Below are 18,397 nucleotides of genomic sequence, written 5' to 3' on the forward strand. Positions count from 1 at the left end.
AACCGGGCGGCCTTTTGCATTGTCCCTCAGCCTCATGGGTTCAAATGCGGGGAAGTCTCATGCCGATCACCACCATCGTCATTATCATCCTGGTCCTTGTCCTCATCGGCGCGGTGCCGGCATGGCCGCATTCACGCTCCTGGGGTTATGGGCCGTCGGGCATTCTTGGCGTGGTGCTGGTGGTGGTTTTGATACTTGTGCTGATGGGCCGGATCTGAGCTGACGCGCAGCCCCTGGCGGTGAGCTCAGGCCGTCTTGGCCAAAGTTCCGGCCGTCGCGATGCCGATGTCCTCCAGAGCCTCGGCGACAGCCTGGTCGAGCGCCGTATGCGGGATCCCGCCGATGATGCCTTCCAGCCGCGTCGAGGCCAACCGGTGCGGCTCGAAGCGCAGATAGGACATCGAGACGATCTCACGCCACATCGCCACGAACGGGCTGCCGGCGCGCAGCACCCACCAAGGCATCGAGGTCATCCTGAGCGGGCGGCCAACAGCCTTCTCGGCCGCCGCCTTGATCTCCAGGTCGGTGACCGCGTGGCCCGGGAAGTTCAGCGCCTCGTAGGAGCCGAGCTTGTCGAGATTCTTGACCAGCGCGACGAAGCCCACGGCGAAGTCAGGCAGATAGGCCCATTCATGCACCAGATCGGCCGGGCCGGGCGCGGTGTAGATGCCCTTGGCGATCTTGGCGGCGACGATCAGGTCGAACCACGAGCCGCTGCCAGTGCCACCGAAGAAGTCGCCGGCCCGCAGAACAATGGTGCGCACGCGGCCGGCGTCGGCCTCGCTGCGAAAAAGCGCCTCCATGGCGCAGCGGATGCGGCCTTTTTCCGTCGTCGGGTGGAAGGGCGTGTCCTCGGTGATCACCGCCGGCATCGGCGAGCCGTAGTTGTAGACGGTGCCGGGGAAGAGATGCAGCGCGCCGTTGGCATGGCAGGCGGCCATGACGTTCTCGGCCATCGGCAGGCACTTGCCCCAGTCGGTGTAGATCGGATTGAGGCCGTTGAAGACGATGTCGACACCTTGCGTGGCGCGGATGAGGGCCTCGCGGTCAAGCGCGTCGCCGGCAATTGCGGTCGCCCCCTTGAGTTCGACCGGCAGCTTGCCGGTGCGGGTGACGGCGCGGACGTCGAAGCCGGTATCAATGAATGCCTTGGCGACGACGCGGCCGAGCCGACCATTGGCGCCGAGAATTGCGATCTTGGTCATTTGAGTTACTCCTGGTTTGTTGCGGTCGGTATCGGTGTTTGCAGGCCGAATATGATTGCCGCACGGATGAATTGAAATTGACCATGGATGCAGTCTTGATATTCATTATTGAATGGTTGATATCGACTGGAACCTGATCAAGAGCTTCGTCACGGTGGCGGAAACCGGCAGCCTGTCGGCCGCGGCGAGAAGGCTGTCGTCAAGCCAGCCGACGCTTGGCCGTCACATCTCGGAATTGGAACAGGCGCTCGGCGTTACCCTGTTCCGGCGCGGGCGAAGCGGCTATGCGCTGACGGAAGCCGGGGCCACGCTGTTCGAGCGTGGCAAGACGGTGAGCGAGCAGGCAAGTGCCTTCTCACTCTTGGCGCTGGGCTCGGTCGAGGCCATCGAAGGCACGGTGCGCATTGCCGCCAGCGAAGTGGTGGCGGCCTATGTGCTGCCGGAGATGATGGCACGGCTGGGCATCGAGGAGCCCGGCATCGAGGTCGAGATCGTCGCCTCGAACCAGGTCGAGAACCTGCTGCGCCGGGATGCTGACATCGCCATCCGCATGGTCAAGCCGGCGCAGAACGAACTGGTGGCGCGCAAGGTCTGCGATATCAAGCTCTGCGCCTGTGCGGCCATTTCCTATCTCGACAGGCGCGGTCGCCCCCTGGAGCCGGGCGACCTCGTCGATCACGCCCTGATCGGCTTCGACCGCAGCGACGAGATGATCCGAGGCTTCACGCAGTTCGGCATCCCGGTCACGCGGAACAGTTTCCGCTTCAGGGCCGACAACCAGATGGTTCTGTGGGAAGCGGTGCGGGCGGGAAATGGCATTGGCCTCGGCCAGGAGCCGCTGGCCGAGCGTGACCCGCTGGTGGAGAAGGTGCTGCCCGGCCTGCCGCTACCCGCTTTGCCGGTCTGGCTGGCCATGCATCGCGACGTGCGCAGCAGCGTGCGCCTCCGCCGCGTGGCGGATTTCCTCCACGAGGAACTGAAATGCTATTCGGCCGGCGCGGCCGCGAATTCGGCGCGGTGAGCAAGGCCCGCCATCAACAGCACGACAATCAGCAGACCAGACATGGCAATGAAGATCGGGCCGAAGCTGGAATGCTCGGCGACGAAGCCGATCGCCGATGGCGCCACGAGGATGCCGGAATAGCCCATGGTCGTCACGACACTCATGCCCGTGCCGGACGACATGCCTTCCTGGTTGCCGCCGGCCGAAAAGATGATCGGCACCATGTTGGCGATACCAAAGCCGCAAAGGGCAAAGGCCGCGATGGCGATCCAGGGTGAGGGCGACAGGCCGGCAACCAGCATGCCGGCGGCGGCGACAACTGCGGAGCCACGCAGGGTCGTCACGGCACCGAAACGGTTCCGCACGCCGTCGCCGAAGAAGCGCATGATGGCCATGACGCCGGAAAAGGCGGCATAGGCGAGGCCGGCAATGGCAAGGTCGGCACCGAGTTCCTGCCTGAGGTAAGGTGCTGCCCAGTCGAGCACCGCGCCCTCGGAGACCATCGTCAGCAACGCCATCAGCCCGACCAGATAGACCAGCGGGTTCGCCGGCAGGGCGAACTTGTGATGCTCGGCCGCCTGCGGCTTGCCCTCGGCGATGAGATGGCCGATCGCCAACGCGATCACCACGAAAGCGAGGGCGGTCACCACCCCGGCATGGGCGAGATGGCCATAGTTCTGGATGGCGAAGCCGCCAAGGGCGCCACCGGCGAAACCGCCGAGGCTCCAGAAGCCATGCGAGGAAGACATGATCGCAAGCGACAATTTTCGCTCCACCACCACGGCATTGGCGTTCATGGCGACATCCATGCCGCCGATCGAGCCGCCGAAGATGAACATGGCGATCGCCGCCAGCGGCACGTTGGGCGCCAGCGCCACGACCAGCAAGCCAAGGCTGCCGCAAAGACCGAACCAGCGCAGCACGGTGCGCGAACCATGTCTCGAGATCAGGTGGCCGCACCAGGTCATGGCCGTGACCGCGCCGGCGCCAAACAGCAGGATCAAAAGGCCGAGCGTGAACTTCGAGATATCCAGCCGGGTCAGGAACACCGGGATCTGCGGCGCCCAACTGCCGGTTAGAAAGCCGTTGGCCAGAAAAATGGCCGCGACGGCCCACCGTCCGCGAATGGCAGTCTGCATGGCGGTTGACGCAATCATACGGCGAATCCGGTCGAGAATTGGACTTTGCGCGGGAAATTAGATCGATTCAATTTGCAGTCAAGCGTGCCTGGAAGTGTTTGGACCAAAGACGCAAATAAGGCCGGTATCGTTCGTAGCGGACTTATCCGCGTTGGAGATTAGCGAAAACGCTTCTCTCTTCGTCATCCACGGGCGGAGCAAGGAGCGAAGCGACCCGGCGCAGACCCGAGGATCCAAGGCGCGTAGCATTATCGATGAAGAACGTGGATTGCTCTAATGATCCGTGGGCCGCCTTGCCTCGAATTCGGCCTTCTTGGCTTCGGAAGCTTCGGTCTGGTGAAGCGCCTGCCATTGCGCATAGGGCATGCCGTAGACGATCTCGCGCGACTGGTCCTTGTCGAGATCGACGCCTTCGGCGTTTGCCGCCTCGCGATACCAGTTCGACAGGCAGTTGCGGCAGAAGCCGGCGAGGTTCATCAGGTCGATGTTCTGCACGTCGCTGCGTTCCCTGAGATGCTCGACCAGCCGGCGAAAGGCGGCGGCTTCGAAGTCGCGTTTCTGCTCATCGCTGAGTTTGGTCATCGAAACCTCCGTCATAACGGCCCGGTGCGCGAGCCGAACATCTTTACCGCATGTATATCGGGACGGCGGTCGATGGCGTCAACGATCGGCGCCAGGCGTTCGGCCCAGGCGATGGCGCCCTTCTGATCCGATATCAGATCCTGGCGGATTTCGATCAGCGCATGGGCATAGCCGTTGACGATGGCATGCTTGAACATGGTGTCGCCGCGCAGCGCGCCGTCATAGGGTTCATTGTCGCCAATCACGAGACCCTCGTCCTCGGCCAGCATGTCGATCAGCGGCCGCGCCACCCGGTCGTCCCGGTCCCAGAGGATCCCGACATGCCACGGACGCTGCCTGCCCTGCATGACCGGCGTGAAGGAATGCACGGAGAAAATGAAAGGTGCCTGCCCGGACGCTTGCGCAACCGAAGCTATCATGGCCCCGACCGCATCGTGATAGGGCCGGTAGAAGCGGTCGAGCCGCCTTTCACGCTCCTCAGGCGCAAGCGGATAGTTCCCGGGCACCACCGTGCCGTCGTAGAGCTGGCGGATGAGCGTCGGGTCGTCCTCACCGCGATTGGGATCGATCAGCAGCCGCGAGAAATTGGCGAGCACCGCCGGGACGTCGAGCAAGGCGGCGAGTTCGCGCGTCACCGCTTCGACACCGATATCGTAGGCGATGTGGCGGTCGAACTCCGCCGGGGGCAGGCCGAGGCTGCCATACTCGTCGGGCAGGTCGCGGCGGGCATGATCGGCCAGGAGCACGATGCCTCGCTTGCGATCGCCCTCGACAATGTCGAAAGGCGCGAAAACTGTGGATCGGGTCATTGGCGGGAAATGGTCTGTTCGCTGGCTTCCGGGGAGGGTGCTATCGTCATTCCACGAAGGCGACGCTTGCGCAATGCCGTTGTTTGGCCAAGGTTTCCCGGGAAATCTGGCGGAGGTCGGCGAATTGTGCGCCGGAGCCTTTCTAAATCGATTGGAATTGAACAAAACGGTGCGTTGACATGCGCCCGGACTTTTCCGAAAAGGGGCGCAGAGAGATGCTGATGTGGTTCTTGAGGGGTTTTGGAATGGGTTCCGCCGGCAGGCAGCGCATGCGCTCTGTCTTTGCCATGCCGCTCCTGACCCTGACCGTCGGCATGTCGGCAATGGTCATGGCCTCGCCGGCGCGTGCCGATTTCCGTGTCTGCAACGCCACGCAGAACCTGATCGGAGTCGGCATCGGCTATCGCGCCAAGGCCGGCTGGATCACCGAAGGCTGGTGGCACATCGAAGGATCGAGCTGCAAGACGTTGATCGAAGGGCCGCTGTCATCAAGGTTTTACTATCTTTATGCAGAAGACGCCGAGCGCGGTGGACGCTGGGACGGCCCGATCAACATGTGCGTGGCTGAAAAAGAGTTCAAGATCGCCGGCGTAAACGACTGCGTCGCCCGGGGCTTCCAACGCGCCGGATTCCAGGAATATGACACGGGCGAACAGGCAAGCTGGATGGTCCAGCTGACCGATGAGCCCGCAACGGGAGGCGCTCCAGCCGCCCCGGGAACAAATAGTCAATGAGACGCAGCCGCAAGGTCAAGATCCTAGCCACCATCGGTCCGGCCTCCTCCTCCGAGGAGATGCTGAAGAAGCTGTTCGAAGCCGGTGCGGATGTCTTCCGTATCAACATGAGCCATACCGATCACGAACTGATGCGCACGCTGGTCGGCCGCATCCGGGCCGTCGAGGAACAGGTCGGCCGGCCGATCGGCATCCTCGCTGACCTGCAAGGTCCGAAGCTGCGCGTCGGCAAGTTCGCCAATGGCAAGGAAGTGCTGACGCTGGGCCAGACCTTCACGCTCGACGACAATCCCGAGCCGGGTACGTCGGCCAGGGTCTATCTGCCGCATCCGGAAATCCTGAGCTCGGTTGAACCAGGCCACCGCCTGCTGATCGACGACGGCAAGCTCGAACTGAAGGCGGTGAAGAGCAACGGCAAGTCGATCGTCTGCACCGTCGTTGCCGGCACCACGATTTCCGACAAGAAAGGCGTCAGCCTGCCCGATACCGACCTGCCGGTCGGTGCGCTGACCGAAAAGGACCGCAAGGATCTCGACGCGGTGCTCGCCACGGGCGTCGACTGGGTCGCGCTGTCCTTCGTGCAGCGGCCCGAGGATCTGGCCGAGGCGCGCAAGATCGCACGCGGCCGGGCGCTGATCATGGCCAAGATCGAAAAGCCGCAAGCCGTTGCCCGGCTGGCCGAGATCATCGAATTGTCCGACGCGCTGATGGTCGCCCGTGGCGATCTCGGCGTCGAGATGCCACTCGAGGCCGTGCCTGGCATCCAGAAGCAGATCACGCGCGCCGCGCGCCGGGCCGGCAAGCCAGTGGTGGTGGCCACGCAGATGCTGGAATCGATGATCACCGCGCCCGTGCCGACCCGCGCCGAGGTGTCCGACGTCTCGATCGCCGTGTTCGAAGGCGCCGACGCCATCATGCTGTCGGCCGAATCGGCGGCTGGTGCCTATCCCGTCGAAGCGGTGGCAATGATGAACCGCATCGCCGCCAAGGTCGAAACCGATCCGACCTATGCCGGCATCATCAACGCGCAGCGCTCCGAGCCCGAAGCGACCGGCGCCGACGCCATTTCGCTGGCCGCCCGCGAAATCGCCGAAACGCTGAAACTGTCGGCGATCATCACCTACACAGCATCCGGCACCACCGGCCTGCGTGCGGCGCGCGAACGGCCGCAGGTGCCGATCATCGCGTTGTCGCCGATCCTCAACACGGCCAGGCGGCTGTCGCTGTTGTGGGGCACGCATTGCGTCGTCTCGCCCGATGCCACCGACCTCGACGACATGGTCAACCGCGCCTGTCGCATCGCGCTGGAAGAGGAATTCGGCAAGCCTGGCGACCGCGTCATCATCACGGCCGGCGTTCCGCTGAGGACGCCCGGATCGACCAATATGCTGCGCATCGCCTATGTCGGATCGGAAACGGCCGGCCGGTAAAGCGCGGCTTCAGCCTGTCGCAATTCTGAGTGCTCGTGCCGCGGCTTCGGCGTGATCCCTGCGCTGAAGAAACGTACGTGCGCGAGGAATAGGGTCGTGCAGGTACTGATCCGGGCCCAGTGTCTTTCGCCGGTTGAGTTCGGCCGTGTCGAGCAGATCGAAATCGACCTTCTCAATCGTGCAATGCCATCCCGCACTGTGCGAGGACCATCCTTTGCTGTGGTGTACCAGGAGCCGCTCACGGCTGGAGTAGCCGTGGTAGTCGAAAGCGACGATGCCGTTCGTCACATAGATATGGTTTCCCGAAAAACCTTCTGGAATGATCCGCTCTGCGTAGAATCCCTCCAGAGGGGGATGCTTGAGGAAGGTGCCGGCGAGAATGGCGCATGCGCCATGACCGAAGAAGATGCGATCCGGCAGTGCCCATCGCTTTTCGGGGTTTCTCTTTATGCCGTGCTTCAGGACGTACATGCCGCTCGGGTCCTGATGGCGCCTTGCGATGACGGTTTTCGGGAGACGCGCATCAGGTCGGTGCCAGCTCCGCTTCAGGTTCCTTGATGTCGGCGCACTTGCCGGCACCGTATGTATCGCCTGCAATCCGTGCTTCCACCACCTTGGCCATCGCCTCCAGATCGACGGTCTTGCCGGCGACCTTCCCGATGGCGCCGACCACGAGGTCGGCGGCGATCCAGTCGGGCTTGTGGCCGAGATTGCGCACCCAGATCAGTTCAGCACCCGATATGTCGCGCGCCAGGCCGATGGAATGGATATGCGCATAGACGACCTTGTCGCGATCGCCGGAGATGATCACGGTCGGCGCCGTAATCCCGTTGTAGCGCGGTGCCGCGCCGAGCGCATAGCGATAGAGCCCGGCGACGTCGGTGGCGTTGGCGCGAAAGGCCGCCGGCCGCAGCACCAGCGGGATCGAGGCCATGCCGGGATAATTGTCCGGCACCTTGTTGGGCGAGAACACGCAGGTGGTGGCATCGGCCATCTGCAGCGTTCCGGCGGGATAGGCCAGCGTTTCGGAGAACAGCCGGCCGATCACCGGAATGGTGGTCAGATCGTAGTACCAGGCAGTCGCGCCGCCCGGCCAGGGATGGGTCGCGGGTGCGAGGAAGACGAGACCGAGCGTCTTGTCGGCATGTTCGCGGCCAAAGGCGGTGCTTATGGCGCCACCGAAGGAATGGCCGACGATGATTGCCTTGCGAATGCCGAGATGATCCATGAGTGCGGCCAGCGTTCTTGCCTGAGCCGACGGATCCTCATTGTTGCCGGGGCCGCGCCCTGACCAGCCGTGCCCCGGCCGATCGAAGAACAGCATTTCGGCGCGTCCTTCGAGCGGTGGCCGCAGCGGCAGCATCTGATCCCGGAGATTGGCGCTGGCACCATGGATGAAGACGATCGGCGGCAGGTCCGCATTGGCGGGCGCCGGGACGTGGACATAGTGGATGCGCGCGCCGTTGATGTCGGCGAATTCACCGATCGGCGGATTGCGGCGCTCGATCAGCCATGAGCCGACGCGGGTGACGCCGGCAAGGCCAAAGACAAGCGCCATCAGGAAGGCGAGTACGGCGGAGATCAGGTTCATTCGGGGAGATACGGGGGTGGGGAGGGATAAGTTCTGGAACAGGGAATAGGCAGTAGGCAGTAGGGATTAGGGCCGTAGGGGAAGCTCAAGCGCCTAGTGCCTATTCCCTACTGCCCAGTTCAAATCCCTTCGCCGGCAAGCTCTTCCGAAAGCGTCGCGACCTGGTCCTGGGCGCTGCGCATCATCGGGTAGATGACCAGCACCTTCTGCCAGGCCTCGAGCGCCGACTGCTTGTGGCCGGTCAATGCCATGATCTGCGCCAGGCCCGACAGCGCGCCGAAATGGCGCGGCTCGAGCTGCAGCGCGCGATCGATGTCGGACATCGACTTGCCGTAGTTCTTCATCATGAAATGCACCGTGGCGCGCCGGTTCCAGCCTTCGGCGTAGCTCGGCTGCAAGGTCACCACCTGATCGAGGAAATCGAGCGCGACGTCGAACTTCTGGTTCTCGATCGCCTTTTGCGACCACTGCATCATGAGGTCGATCGAGGCGCTGCCTGACTGGGACCATTCGTTCCAGATGTTGCCGGCGATGCGTTCGGCCGCCTTTTCGTTGCGCTCGCGCTTCAGGTCGGTGAACAGCTTGTCGAGCCGGTCCTGCTTCGTCATCGGCGCGGCCGGTGCATTCGGGGCTGCCGGCGGAGCCGCCTCGTCATCCGCCAAGGCCGGCAGGGCGCCCGAAACGAGCAAAGCTGTCAAGAATGCAAAAAGAATCCGCATCGCCCGATCCTAGTCCCGGGCGGCGGAACATCAAAGTGATTTTAGCGTGAGAGGCCGGCAGGCCGACAAGCATCAATTGGCGGAGGCAAAGCCTCCGGCCGAAAACTCAGCCCTGGCGCGCCTTGTAGCGGGGGGCGGTCTTGTTGATGATGTAGACGCGGCCTTTGCGGCGAACCAGCTGGTTGTCGCGGTGACGCGCCTTCAACGCCTTGAGCGAATTCTTGATCTTCATGGTCTTGCCTGTCGGTGTGGACCCGGTGCCGGGTCGAAATTTTAAGGCGCGCCAGAGGACGCGCCTTTGAACTGTGGGTGGCTCATAAACGAGGAGGCTTGTCCGTGTCAACCGCAAGCGTGCTCCACTCCGCCTTATCATCAAATATACGCCATATCGGCCTTGCGGCATTGCATGGTCGTGGCCCGGCTGGAATGATCCGCCAGCCGCGACGTGATTTGGGGGATAGCCATGCGCCGAATTTTCCGGTCCGCCTGCCTTGTCCTGCTGGCCGGAACCTCGATTGTCCGGGCGCAGGAATGCGACCGCTCGGACGACAGCCAGCAGATGATGAACATCTGTGCCGGCGAGGATTACCAGGCCGCCGACGCCAGGCTCAATGCGGCCTACCAGGACCTGATCAGCTCGGACGATGCCGACGGCAAGAGATTGCTGCAGGCGGCACAGCGTGCCTGGATCGCCTTCCGCGACGCCGAGTGCGCGCACTCCACAGCCGCCAGCGCAGGCGGTTCCATTCACGCGATGGCGGTTTCGCAATGCCTCACCAGGCTGACCGATGATCGCATCAAGCAACTCGCCGCCGCGGCCAATTGCGAGGAAGGCGATGTCAGTTGCGCCAGCCCCGACGAGGACAGCGACGAGGTGCAATAGCCCTTGGACTAAGCCAAGCGGCCGATGCGGGTGAAATGGCCCATCTTGCGACCGAGCCGCGCCTCGGCCTTGCCATAGAGATGCAGCATTAGGTCGGGCTCGGCGAGCAGTTCGGGAACACGCAGCACGTCATCGCCGATCAGGTTCTCCATCACGCAATCGGAATGACGCCTCGGGTCTCCCAGCGGCAGGCCGGCGACGGCGCGGATGTGCTGCTCGAACTGCGAGACGGTGCAGGCGGCCTCCGTCCAATGGCCGGAATTGTGGACGCGGGGGGCGATCTCGTTGGCCAGCAGCGAGCCATCGGCCAGCACGAAGAACTCGACGCCGATGACGCCGACATAGTCGAGCGCCGACACGATCTTTGCCGCCGCCGCTCGCGCCGCCTGAGCTGTTTCAAGCCTGATGGCGGCCGGCAAGCTCGAGGTGTGGAGGATGCCGTTGCGGTGGACATTTTCGGCCGGGTCGTAGGCAGCCACGGTTCCGTCCAGTCCACGCGCCGCGATCACGGATATCTCGCGCTCGAACGGCACGAAGCTTTCAAGGATCAGCGGGACATTGCCCATCGCCTCGCAGGTGCCGGCAAAACCGCCGGTTTCCATGTTGCGGAAGACGCGCTGGCCCTTGCCGTCATAGCCCATGCGCCGCGTCTTCAGGATGCCGCTGCCGCCGAATACTTTCAGCGCCGCCGTCAGTCCGTCGTCAGTGTCGACGGGGTGGAAATCGGCCGTGGCAATGCCGATGTCGTTAAGGAACGTCTTCTCGCTCACCCGATCCTGCGCCACTTCGAGGGCGCGTGGCGGCGGGTAGACCGGCACCTTGGCGGCAAGTGCGCCTGCGGCGGCAACCGGAACGTTCTCGAACTCGTAGGTGACGACGGCACTTGCCGCTGCCAGTTCGGCAAGGGCCGCCGGGTCGTCATAGGCGGCCGTTATCTGCCGGTTGGCGACTTGCGCGGCCGGACAATCCGCTTGCGGCTCCAGCACCACGGTGCGGTAGCCGAGGCGGGCGGCTGACATCGCCAGCATGCGGCCGAGCTGGCCGCCGCCAATGATGCCGATGGTCGATCCTGAGGGCAGGCTCACGGCGTGTCCGTCGGCTCGGTCGCGACCTTGGCGGTCTGCGAGGCGCGCCAGGCATCGAGCCGCTGGGCGAGCTTGTCGTCGTTCAGCGCCAGCACGGCAGCGGCCAGCAGGGCGGCGTTGGCCGCACCAGCTTTGCCGATGGCGAGCGTCCCCACCGGAATGCCGGCGGGCATCTGGACGATGGAGAGCAGCGAATCCTGTCCGGACAGCGCCTTCGATTCCACCGGCACGCCGAACACCGGCAGCGGCGTCATCGCCGCCGTCATGCCCGGCAGATGAGCGGCCCCACCGGCGCCGGCGATGATGACCTTGTAGCCGGCGGCCTTGGCGCCCTTGGCGAATTCATAGAGCCGGTCGGGCGTGCGATGCGCGGAGATGATCAGCCGCGTGTGCGGAACACCCAGCGCCTCCAGCGTTTCGGCGGCCTGGCGCATGGTCGCCCAGTCGGACTGGCTGCCCATGATGATGGCGACGTCGGCGCGTTGATCGTTCAAGCTAATGCTCCCGGCGACAAAGGCGCGCCTTAGCGGAATTCGCGCGCCACGGCAAGGATAGGCAGCCGAAGTGGCCGCGTATTGGCTCACACCGCAGCCTTGCGGAAGCGGGCGACGAAGTCGTCAAGCTCCGGCCGCTCCATGTCGGAGATCGCCCAGAAGGAGAAGGCGCCATCGCTCCAGTGGACCATCGAGAAGCCGCCCGACGAAAGGTCGTCCGGCTGGGCGGTCTTGCCGCCTTGCTGCGGCTCGGCGACCAGTGTGATCAGGTGCTCGCGGTGCCGGTAGACCAGTGCCGGCACCGGCCGGCCCGATATCACCTCGACCCGGCCGCCGATCAGCGCGAAACCGTCCTGGGCAAGGTCGGGCGCTGGCGGCGAGACGCCGATCCGGGCATCGAGCCAGGGCTTGACCGTATGGCGGTCGGACGAGACGATGTCGATCGGGCTCGCGGCAAGCAGGCTGCGGCGGTGGCCACTGGCGACCGCGGCGGCAAAGCCATCTTCCGCGCCGCTGAACATCACCCACTGCGTCGCCCCGCTGGCCAGCACCGCGCTGACCATCATCGACGCGGCCATGGCGCGCCAGTCGAACGAGCCGAAACGGCGCGCCCTTGGCGATGGCCGCGCCTGGGAAGGCCGTGTCCCGGCTTCCCGGCGCTGGCCGCCGCCGGCGCCCGCAATCAACCCTGGCAGCGCCGGCGGCGCGCCCCGCTGCGGCTCCGTCGCCCCGGCCTGCTCCTGTTGTTCGGTGCCGGCCATGCCGATCGCCGCGATGCGGGCTCGAAAGGCATCGCTGACATCGGGGCGCGGCAAGCGGCTCACCGCTCCCCGCAAGGCCATGATACGGGCATGCTCGGCGGCAAGCCGCGGGTCGGCGGCGATGCGCCGCTCCACGGCAAGTGCGGCGGCCGCATCGAGCTCACCATCGACAAGGGCATGGATCATCAGTCTGATACCTTCGGGATCGTTGGGCAGTCCGTCGTCGTGTGTCATGACGCTCTCCCCAGTTCAGACGCCAGCAGGCCGCGAGCACGGGCCAGCCTGGACATCACCGTACCGATCGGCACGGCAAGCATGGCCGCTATCTCGCGATAGCTCAGGCCATTGATGTCGCGCAGCACCAGCGTTTCGCGAAACGGCTGCGGCAGCGCAGCGATTGCGGCCTCGAGTGCCGCTGTGTCCGCCCTGGCGATCAGGCTCGCTTCCGGGCCATCCTCGTCCGGCAGGCTGGTGCCGTGCGCGGCGGCCATGTCGTCGAGATCGCCGAGGTCGCCGACGGCCGTCATGCCGCGCGGCCGGTTGCGCGCCATCCAGGTGTAGGAGGTGTTGCGCACGATGGTCAGCAGCCAGGCGCGCGAATTGCCGCCGGCATAGCCTGCGATCCCGGCATGCGCCTTGATGCAGGCGTCCTGCACGACGTCCTCGGCATCGGCGGCATTGCCGGTCAGCCAGCGGGCAAGTGCCAGCGCGTCGCCAAGATGCGGCAGCACCACCTCATTGAAGCGTTCCGCCAGCGCCCTCTCGCTCAAAGCAGCACCATGATCCGATACTCCGGACAAGACCGGGCGTGCCGCCTCAGGACGCGACAGCGAGTTTGCCTTGCTCGCCGGGGTAAAGCCCCCAGGAGCAGGCAAGGTCGCCTGCCTTGCTGGAAGTGAATTCATCTGCGTCACCGGTGTCAAGAACCACAGAGGAGGGACCGATGGCGATCATGCGCTCCAGCACATGGCGACGGCTGGCGCCGCAACCATGTTCGCCGGGCTCGCGATGATAGGGCATGCGATCTCCTCAACGCCAGCAGTGGCGTATGACAAGGAGACTTGTTGCGGCTGGGGTTTATTCCCGCAGCGCGCAAATCAGGCTGTTCACAGTCGCGTGATCAGCCTTTAGCCAGTCGATGCTGGTTCCGCGTTCAATCCGGCCAGCGCAAGACGCCCGACGAATCCTTGCGGGCGGCTTTCATCGCATCGGCAGGCCGGTCCTTCGCGGTTAGTACAGCGCGCAGCCGTTCGGCGACGATCTCGGCCTCGCCGGGGTGAAGGTTGCAGGGGTCGAGGAAGAAATGGCCGCGCTCGACCTCGTGGTTGCGCACGATGATCGGCGGCGATCCTGCCGCGAGCGCCGAGGCGAGGCCGGCGGCACTGAACCGGCTCTCCGGCGAGACGAAGATCTGCAGCCGGTCGAGCGGATTGGCGGTCGGATCGGGGATGATGTTGGCAAAGATGCCCGGCAGTCCCTGCAAAGCGTCCAACCAGAGGTTGAGCGCAGCCTCCTCGCGACGGCGGATGCCGGCGTGGTCGCGCTTCTCCCAGGCTTCCAGCGCCGCCATGGTGCCGGCGATGCTCTCCTTGCCGACCTTCATGGCGCGCGCGACGCCTCGGTTCTGCAGATAGGCGGAGCGTACCAGATCCTTGCGTCCGGTGACGATGCCGCTGGTCGGGCCTGAGAGGAATTTGTGGCCGCTGTAGATAACGATGTCGGCGCCGCGCGCGAGGAAGCCGCGCAGGTCATATTCGGACGCGGCATCGACAATCACCGGCACGCCCTTGGCGTGGCAGATCTCGCAGAACTCCTCCAGCGACAGCATGCCGTATTGAACCGTGTGGTGGGCGACGACGTAGAGGCCGGCGGCCGTGCGCTCGTTGACCGCTTCGCGCACGTGATAGTCCTGCGTGACGCTGACGGTGCCGGCGGGGATCACTTTGGCGCCGGCGACGCGGACCGACTGGTCGATCGGCGCGCCGTAATTGACGATGTGGCCAAGCTGGATGACGACCTCCGACTTGAGGTCGCCCGTGTCGTCAGGCAGGCGCTCGATGGCGAGAAGGCTGGTTCCGGTCATCGCCCCGGCGATCGCCATGGTGATGCCGCTGGCGCAGCAGGCGGTGATGAAGCCGGCCTCGCCGCCGGTGAGGCGCGCGACCACCGTGCTCGCGGCGCGCTGCAGATCGTCCATCTCCACCCATTGCGAGGCCATTTCGGCCATGGCGCTGATCGCTTCGGGAACGATGATCGATGCGCCCAGCGCGGTCATTGTGCCGGAGACATTGATGATCGGCCGCAATCCCAGCCTTTCGCGGATCGTGGTGTTGGAGCCGGTGTCGGAATAGGTTTTCATGTCAGCAGGTCCCGTGAGTGACAAATCAGGCTGCGGCGATCTCGACGACCGCCTCGATTTCGACAGTGATGTTTCCAGGCAGCGAGCCGACGCCGATCGCCGAGCGCGCATGGCCGCCGATCTTGTCGAAGACATCGGCGAACAGGTCCGAGCAGCCGTTGACCACCTTCGGATGGTCGCTGAAGGTCGGCGTTGCGTTGACGAAGCCGAGCAGCTTGACGACGCGAACGATGCGGCCGAGATCGCCGGCGGCGGCATGCATGACGGCGAGCAGGTTGAGCCCGGTCAGGCGGGCATGCTCATACGCCTGCTCGACCGTCACGTCGTAGCCGACCTTGCCGGTGCAAAGCGTGCCGTCGGCGCGCAGCGGCCCCTGGCCGGAGAGGAAGATCAGCCGGCCGCTCTCGGCATGGGTGACGAAGTTGGCGATGGGTGTCGGCGGCTCGGGCAGCTTCAGGCCGAGTTCGGCGAGCCGGATGTAAGGCGTCATGGAAGAAGGCTCCCTTGGATGGCTTCAGCCATCCGATATTCAAAAAATGGGCGGTGTCGGCCGTCCGATGTCAGAAATGCGAAGCGCGGAAGCGCGCCAGGAAGGTGCGGAGGCGCTCGTTGCTGGTCTCCGCCGCGAGGATTTCCTTGGGCGGACCAACAGCGCTGACGCCACCATCGGACATGAAGACGATGCGGCTCGATGCGTCGCGAGCAAAGGCCATTTCGTGCGTCACCATCAGCATGGTCATGCCATCCTCGGCGAGGCTGCGCACCACGGCCAGCACCTCGCCGACCAGCTCGGGGTCGAGCGCCGAGGTGATCTCGTCGAGCAGCAGGATCTTCGGCTCCATGGCCACCGCACGCGCGATGCCGACGCGCTGCTGCTGGCCGCCGGAGAGTTCGGCCGGCAGGCTGTCGGCCTTGTGGGCCAAACCAACGCGGCCGAGCCAGTGTTCGGCCGCCTGGCGCGCCTCGGCCTCGCTCTTTCCCCGCACCTTGGTGAGCCCGAGCATGATGTTGCCGGCCGCCGTCAGATGCGGAAACAGGTTGAAGCTCTGGAACACCATTCCGGTCTCGGCGCGCATCGCGGCCAAGTCGCGCTCGCTGCGGCGCTGGCGCGTTGCGGCCTCGCGGTAGCCGACCTCCTTGCCGTCGATGCGGATCGAGCCGCTGTCGTAGCTCTCCAGGAAGTTGACGCAGCGCAGCAGCGTGGTCTTGCCGCTGCCGGAGGGGCCGATGACGGTGACCACCTCGCCGCGCTTGACCTCAAGGCTGACGGAACGCAACACCTCGACAGCGCCGAAGGCCTTGGAGACATCGCGCACGTCGAGCAGCGCGGGACTGGCGGTTGAGGCTTCGGACATCGTGCTATTCCCGGATGAAGGAGAAGCGCCGTTCGAGCCGCCGGCTGGCGAGCGAGAGCGCGTAGTTGACCGCGAAGTAGATGAGCGCGCCCAGTATATAGAGCGGCATCGCCTCATAGGTGCGGCCGATGACCTGGTTGATGGCCTGCATCAGGTCGGTGATGCCGAGCAGCGACACCAGCGCGCTGCCCTTGACCGCGTCGGTGACGCCGTTGATCCACGGCGGCAGGAAGCGCCGGAAGGCCTGCGGAAAGATGACGTAGGCCAGTCGCTGGCGGAAGGTCAGCCCGATCGCCATCGCCGCTTCGGACTGGCCCTTCGGGATGGAGCCGACGGCGCCGCGCACATATTCGACCACTTGCGCGGTCTTAAACAAGGTGAGCGCGAACACGGCGGCCCAGAACGATGGCAGATGAAGCCCGATCGCCGGCAGGCCGTAATAGACGAAGAACATCAGCACCAGGATCGGGATGCCGCGGATGGTGTCCGAGAAGATGCGCACCGCCCAGCGCAACGGAGTGGGGCCATAGACCAGGCCGACCCCCAGCAGGACACCGGCGAGGAGCGACAGGACGACGACCAGCAGCGACACCCACAAGGTCACGGCGAAGCCTTCGGCGAGGAACGGCAAGGCGTAGAAGATCTGGCCAAGCATGTCAGCGCGCCGCCCTGAACCGGCGCTCGACGAGCCTGAGCGCGAAAAGCAGGGCATAGCCGGTGACCAGGTACATCGCCGTGGTGACCAGATAGACCTCGACGATGCGGAAGGTGTTGAAGTTGATCCACTGGGCGCCGTAGGTGAGCTCCGGCACCGAGATGACCGAGGCGATCGAGGTGTCCTTGAACAGCGATATGAAGGTGTTGGACAGCGCCGGCAGCGTGATGCGCAGCATGGTCGGCAGGCGCACATGCAGCAGCCTCTGCCACGGTGTCAGGCCGATCGCCTTGCCGGCATCGAGTTGGCCGCGCGGGACGGCTTCGAGGCCCGAGCGAAACACCTCGACCAGATAGGCGCCGCTATAGACCGACAGCGTCAGGACGAACGAGGTCGGCGCGCTGTAGGCGAGGTCGACCACGGTCGGCAAGCCGTAGAAGACGAGATAGACCAGCAGGATCAGCGGCACGTTGCGGATGAATTCGACATAGGCGGCGATCACCGCCCGCACCACGCGTCCGGCCGAGACATACCAGACCGCGAGCACCAGCCCGATGACGACGCCGATGGCGATCGAGATCACGGCAAGCTCGAGGCTGAGCAGCAGGCCGCCCCAAAGCTTGTCGAAATGCCGCCAGATCAGGTTGAAATTGAGGGCATAGCCCATGCTTCCGCCTCGGTGTGAAGGGCGTCGGAAGAAAAGCGGAAGGGCGAATGCCGCCCCTCCGCCTGCTGGGTCAGATGACCGGGAAGCCCGGGTGGCGCGCCGGCGGCTCCTGGCCGAAATAGTCCTTGAAGGCAGCGTCGTAGAGCGCTGATTCATGGCCGAACATGGCGATGGTGAAGGTCTGGTCGACGAAGGTCAGCCAATCGAGATCGCCTTGCCGCAGGGCCGCGCCATAGAGCATCGAGTACCAGCTTTTGCCGGCATCGAAATATTTGTCGGGATTGCGCGAGGCGAGCCAGCGCACGGTGGAGAGATCGACCGCGGCCGCATCGACACGCTTGGATTCCAGGGCTTGCAGCACGTTGGCCTGGGTGTCGATCTGCATCACCTGCGCCTGCGGCAAGGCATAATGGACCGAAGTTTCCGCATCGACGTTCTGCAGGATCGAGATGCGCGTCGCCGAACCGCCGGCAAGCAATTTGTCGAAGGTCTTGTTCTCGGCGTTGGGAAGCGTCAGCAAGGCGACGCCTTCGACGTAATACGGCCTGGTGAAGTTGATCAGCTGCGAGCGCTGCGCCGTCATCGTCATGAACTGGATGGTGATGTCGACCTTGTTGGTGGTGACGTTGGGAATGCGCTGCGCCGGATCCTGCATGACGAACTCGACCTTGGTCGGATCGTCGAAAAGGCCCTTGGCCAGGATGCGCCCCATGGTGATGTCCATGCCGACCAACTCGCCGGCATCGTTTTCGAAATGCCAGGGCGCGTTGGTGCTGCCGGTGCCGACGATGAGCTTGCCGCGGTCGAGCACGGTGCGCAGCAAGCTGTCGGACGCTGCCTGGGCGGCGGCCTTCTGGGCATCGACGGTTGCCAAAACGCCGGCCGTCGCCAGTCCCGCCATTCCCAATTTCAGAAAATCACGTCTT

At 64.7% G+C, this 18,397-nt stretch carries 25 protein-coding genes; 5 read left to right on the forward strand and 20 right to left on the reverse strand.

Going from position 1 to position 18,397, the window contains the following annotated elements; translation table 11 throughout:
• Window positions 1–59 precede the first annotated feature (59 nt).
• Window positions 60–218: a DUF3309 family protein gene (locus AC0NIH_RS06485; RefSeq protein ID WP_023763678.1), complete on the forward strand. Its 159-nt coding sequence runs from the start codon at window positions 60–62 to the stop codon at window positions 216–218.
• 27 nt (window positions 219–245) lie between these two features.
• On the opposite strand, the gene AC0NIH_RS06490 is transcribed toward AC0NIH_RS06485, so the two are convergent.
• A complete protein-coding gene (locus AC0NIH_RS06490; RefSeq protein WP_473462844.1) occupies window positions 246–1,205 on the reverse strand; it encodes an SDR family oxidoreductase in 960 nt (319 codons plus the stop codon).
• Window positions 1,206–1,317: 112 nt separating this feature from the next.
• Between AC0NIH_RS06490 and AC0NIH_RS06495 the strand changes: the two genes are divergently transcribed.
• Complete coding sequence (locus AC0NIH_RS06495) at window positions 1,318–2,226, forward strand: LysR family transcriptional regulator (protein WP_473462846.1); 909 nt, start codon at window positions 1,318–1,320, stop codon at window positions 2,224–2,226.
• Here AC0NIH_RS06495 and AC0NIH_RS06500 read toward each other — a convergent pair.
• From AC0NIH_RS06500 to AC0NIH_RS06515, 4 genes are all read right to left on the reverse strand, one after another.
• Window positions 2,190–3,365, reverse strand: coding sequence for an MFS transporter (locus AC0NIH_RS06500; protein ID WP_473462848.1), 1,176 nt, complete (start codon window positions 3,363–3,365; stop codon window positions 2,190–2,192). The genes AC0NIH_RS06495 and AC0NIH_RS06500 overlap by 37 nt on opposite strands.
• Window positions 3,366–3,620: 255 nt before the next feature.
• Window positions 3,621–3,929, reverse strand: coding sequence for a DUF1244 domain-containing protein (locus AC0NIH_RS06505; protein ID WP_013892578.1), 309 nt, complete (start codon window positions 3,927–3,929; stop codon window positions 3,621–3,623).
• An 11-nt stretch (window positions 3,930–3,940) separates the two neighbouring features.
• Window positions 3,941–4,738, reverse strand: coding sequence for an N-formylglutamate amidohydrolase (locus tag AC0NIH_RS06510; RefSeq protein ID WP_473462851.1), 798 nt, complete (start codon window positions 4,736–4,738; stop codon window positions 3,941–3,943).
• Window positions 4,739–4,880: 142 nt separating this feature from the next.
• A complete protein-coding gene (locus AC0NIH_RS06515) occupies window positions 4,881–5,069 on the reverse strand; it encodes a hypothetical protein (RefSeq protein ID WP_198028412.1) in 189 nt (62 codons plus the stop codon).
• On the opposite strand from AC0NIH_RS06515, the gene AC0NIH_RS06520 reads away from it, so the two are divergent.
• Window positions 5,026–5,472: a DUF1036 domain-containing protein gene (locus AC0NIH_RS06520; RefSeq protein ID WP_411969250.1), complete on the forward strand. Its 447-nt coding sequence runs from the start codon at window positions 5,026–5,028 to the stop codon at window positions 5,470–5,472. The genes AC0NIH_RS06515 and AC0NIH_RS06520 overlap by 44 nt on opposite strands.
• Window positions 5,469–6,902: a pyruvate kinase gene (gene pyk / locus AC0NIH_RS06525; RefSeq protein ID WP_013892581.1), complete on the forward strand. Its 1,434-nt coding sequence runs from the start codon at window positions 5,469–5,471 to the stop codon at window positions 6,900–6,902. Before AC0NIH_RS06520 ends, pyk begins: the two co-directional genes overlap by 4 nt.
• Window positions 6,903–6,911: 9 nt before the next feature.
• Here the strand turns inward: pyk and AC0NIH_RS06530 are convergent, their stop codons facing one another.
• The 4 genes from AC0NIH_RS06530 to ykgO all read right to left on the reverse strand — a co-directional run bounded on the left by AC0NIH_RS06530 (window position 6,912) and on the right by ykgO (window position 9,444).
• Window positions 6,912–7,373, reverse strand: coding sequence for a hypothetical protein (locus AC0NIH_RS06530; RefSeq protein ID WP_473462854.1), 462 nt, complete (start codon window positions 7,371–7,373; stop codon window positions 6,912–6,914).
• 52 nt (window positions 7,374–7,425) lie between these two features.
• Entirely contained in the window at window positions 7,426–8,493 is a 1,068-nt protein-coding gene (locus tag AC0NIH_RS06535) for an alpha/beta fold hydrolase (RefSeq protein WP_473462856.1), read from the reverse strand.
• A 119-nt stretch (window positions 8,494–8,612) separates the two neighbouring features.
• Window positions 8,613–9,212, reverse strand: a complete 600-nt coding sequence (locus tag AC0NIH_RS06540; protein ID WP_023776960.1) for a tetratricopeptide repeat protein — start codon at window positions 9,210–9,212, stop codon at window positions 8,613–8,615.
• A 106-nt stretch (window positions 9,213–9,318) separates the two neighbouring features.
• The gene (gene ykgO / locus AC0NIH_RS06545; RefSeq protein WP_006327841.1) at window positions 9,319–9,444 is read right to left on the reverse strand and encodes a type B 50S ribosomal protein L36; all 126 of its coding nucleotides are present in this window, start codon (window positions 9,442–9,444) and stop codon (window positions 9,319–9,321) included.
• Window positions 9,445–9,675: 231 nt separating this feature from the next.
• Here ykgO and AC0NIH_RS06550 point away from each other — a divergent pair, with 231 nt between their 5' ends.
• On the forward strand, window positions 9,676–10,095 hold the full coding sequence (locus tag AC0NIH_RS06550) for a lysozyme inhibitor LprI family protein (protein ID WP_473462861.1): 420 nt from the start codon (window positions 9,676–9,678) through the stop codon (window positions 10,093–10,095).
• 8 nt (window positions 10,096–10,103) lie between these two features.
• Here AC0NIH_RS06550 and AC0NIH_RS06555 read toward each other — a convergent pair whose 3' ends face one another.
• The 11 genes from AC0NIH_RS06555 to AC0NIH_RS06605 all read right to left on the reverse strand — a co-directional run bounded on the left by AC0NIH_RS06555 (window position 10,104) and on the right by AC0NIH_RS06605 (window position 18,372).
• Entirely contained in the window at window positions 10,104–11,180 is a 1,077-nt protein-coding gene (locus AC0NIH_RS06555) for a 5-(carboxyamino)imidazole ribonucleotide synthase (RefSeq protein ID WP_473462864.1), read from the reverse strand.
• A complete protein-coding gene (gene purE, locus AC0NIH_RS06560) occupies window positions 11,177–11,674 on the reverse strand; it encodes a 5-(carboxyamino)imidazole ribonucleotide mutase (RefSeq protein ID WP_023763690.1) in 498 nt (165 codons plus the stop codon). The genes AC0NIH_RS06555 and purE overlap by 4 nt, the downstream gene beginning before the upstream one ends.
• 86 nt (window positions 11,675–11,760) lie before the next feature.
• Window positions 11,761–12,669: an anti-sigma factor family protein gene (locus tag AC0NIH_RS06565; RefSeq protein ID WP_473462867.1), complete on the reverse strand. Its 909-nt coding sequence runs from the start codon at window positions 12,667–12,669 to the stop codon at window positions 11,761–11,763.
• Window positions 12,666–13,205 (reverse strand): sigma-70 family RNA polymerase sigma factor, encoded by a 540-nt coding sequence (locus AC0NIH_RS06570; RefSeq protein ID WP_023763692.1) that lies wholly within the window; start codon window positions 13,203–13,205, stop codon window positions 12,666–12,668. The genes AC0NIH_RS06565 and AC0NIH_RS06570 overlap by 4 nt, the downstream gene beginning before the upstream one ends.
• A gap of 46 nt (window positions 13,206–13,251) precedes the next feature.
• Window positions 13,252–13,455, reverse strand: a complete 204-nt coding sequence (locus AC0NIH_RS06575; protein ID WP_473462870.1) for a hypothetical protein — start codon at window positions 13,453–13,455, stop codon at window positions 13,252–13,254.
• A gap of 133 nt (window positions 13,456–13,588) precedes the next feature.
• The gene (locus AC0NIH_RS06580; protein ID WP_031249898.1) at window positions 13,589–14,794 is read right to left on the reverse strand and encodes an aminotransferase class V-fold PLP-dependent enzyme; all 1,206 of its coding nucleotides are present in this window, start codon (window positions 14,792–14,794) and stop codon (window positions 13,589–13,591) included.
• A 25-nt stretch (window positions 14,795–14,819) separates the two neighbouring features.
• Window positions 14,820–15,284, reverse strand: a complete 465-nt coding sequence (locus AC0NIH_RS06585) for a RidA family protein (protein ID WP_473462873.1) — start codon at window positions 15,282–15,284, stop codon at window positions 14,820–14,822.
• A 70-nt stretch (window positions 15,285–15,354) separates the two neighbouring features.
• Window positions 15,355–16,149: an amino acid ABC transporter ATP-binding protein gene (locus AC0NIH_RS06590; RefSeq protein ID WP_473462876.1), complete on the reverse strand. Its 795-nt coding sequence runs from the start codon at window positions 16,147–16,149 to the stop codon at window positions 15,355–15,357.
• Window positions 16,150–16,153: 4 nt separating this feature from the next.
• On the reverse strand, window positions 16,154–16,804 hold the full coding sequence (locus AC0NIH_RS06595; RefSeq protein ID WP_287270870.1) for an amino acid ABC transporter permease: 651 nt from the start codon (window positions 16,802–16,804) through the stop codon (window positions 16,154–16,156).
• A 1-nt stretch (window position 16,805) separates the two neighbouring features.
• Window positions 16,806–17,471: an amino acid ABC transporter permease gene (locus tag AC0NIH_RS06600; protein ID WP_013892595.1), complete on the reverse strand. Its 666-nt coding sequence runs from the start codon at window positions 17,469–17,471 to the stop codon at window positions 16,806–16,808.
• Window positions 17,472–17,541: 70 nt separating this feature from the next.
• Window positions 17,542–18,372 (reverse strand): transporter substrate-binding domain-containing protein, encoded by an 831-nt coding sequence (locus tag AC0NIH_RS06605; protein WP_174324795.1) that lies wholly within the window; start codon window positions 18,370–18,372, stop codon window positions 17,542–17,544.
• Window positions 18,373–18,397: the final 25 nt, after the last annotated feature.

The organism is Mesorhizobium sp. WSM1386 (assembly GCF_055901595.1).

Bases quoted from the DNA above. Each gene is read 5' to 3' on its own strand.
- AC0NIH_RS06540 (WP_023776960.1), bottom strand. From the start codon at position 9,212: ATGCGGATTCTTTTTGCATTCTTGACAGCTTTGCTCGTTTCGGGCGCC.
- AC0NIH_RS06585 (WP_473462873.1), bottom strand. From the start codon at position 15,284: ATGACGCCTTACATCCGGCTCGCCGAACTCGGCCTGAAGCTGCCCGAG.
- AC0NIH_RS06590 (WP_473462876.1), bottom strand. From the start codon at position 16,149: ATGTCCGAAGCCTCAACCGCCAGTCCCGCGCTGCTCGACGTGCGCGAT.
- AC0NIH_RS06500 (WP_473462848.1), bottom strand. From the start codon at position 3,365: ATGATTGCGTCAACCGCCATGCAGACTGCCATTCGCGGACGGTGGGCC.
- AC0NIH_RS06495 (WP_473462846.1), top strand. From the start codon at position 1,318: ATGGTTGATATCGACTGGAACCTGATCAAGAGCTTCGTCACGGTGGCG.
- AC0NIH_RS06485 (WP_023763678.1), top strand. From the start codon at position 60: ATGCCGATCACCACCATCGTCATTATCATCCTGGTCCTTGTCCTCATC.
- AC0NIH_RS06565 (WP_473462867.1), bottom strand. From the start codon at position 12,669: ATGACACACGACGACGGACTGCCCAACGATCCCGAAGGTATCAGACTG.
- AC0NIH_RS06600 (WP_013892595.1), bottom strand. From the start codon at position 17,471: ATGGGCTATGCCCTCAATTTCAACCTGATCTGGCGGCATTTCGACAAG.
- AC0NIH_RS06520 (WP_411969250.1), top strand. From the start codon at position 5,026: ATGCCGCTCCTGACCCTGACCGTCGGCATGTCGGCAATGGTCATGGCC.
- AC0NIH_RS06510 (WP_473462851.1), bottom strand. From the start codon at position 4,738: ATGACCCGATCCACAGTTTTCGCGCCTTTCGACATTGTCGAGGGCGAT.
- AC0NIH_RS06535 (WP_473462856.1), bottom strand. From the start codon at position 8,493: ATGAACCTGATCTCCGCCGTACTCGCCTTCCTGATGGCGCTTGTCTTT.
- ykgO (WP_006327841.1), bottom strand. From the start codon at position 9,444: ATGAAGATCAAGAATTCGCTCAAGGCGTTGAAGGCGCGTCACCGCGAC.
- AC0NIH_RS06575 (WP_473462870.1), bottom strand. From the start codon at position 13,455: ATGCCCTATCATCGCGAGCCCGGCGAACATGGTTGCGGCGCCAGCCGT.
- AC0NIH_RS06605 (WP_174324795.1), bottom strand. From the start codon at position 18,372: ATGGCGGGACTGGCGACGGCCGGCGTTTTGGCAACCGTCGATGCCCAG.
- pyk (WP_013892581.1), top strand. From the start codon at position 5,469: ATGAGACGCAGCCGCAAGGTCAAGATCCTAGCCACCATCGGTCCGGCC.
- AC0NIH_RS06550 (WP_473462861.1), top strand. From the start codon at position 9,676: ATGCGCCGAATTTTCCGGTCCGCCTGCCTTGTCCTGCTGGCCGGAACC.
- AC0NIH_RS06490 (WP_473462844.1), bottom strand. From the start codon at position 1,205: ATGACCAAGATCGCAATTCTCGGCGCCAATGGTCGGCTCGGCCGCGTC.
- AC0NIH_RS06505 (WP_013892578.1), bottom strand. From the start codon at position 3,929: ATGACCAAACTCAGCGATGAGCAGAAACGCGACTTCGAAGCCGCCGCC.
- AC0NIH_RS06515 (WP_198028412.1), bottom strand. From the start codon at position 5,069: ATGACCATTGCCGACATGCCGACGGTCAGGGTCAGGAGCGGCATGGCA.
- AC0NIH_RS06595 (WP_287270870.1), bottom strand. From the start codon at position 16,804: ATGCTTGGCCAGATCTTCTACGCCTTGCCGTTCCTCGCCGAAGGCTTC.
- AC0NIH_RS06580 (WP_031249898.1), bottom strand. From the start codon at position 14,794: ATGAAAACCTATTCCGACACCGGCTCCAACACCACGATCCGCGAAAGG.
- AC0NIH_RS06530 (WP_473462854.1), bottom strand. From the start codon at position 7,373: ATGTACGTCCTGAAGCACGGCATAAAGAGAAACCCCGAAAAGCGATGG.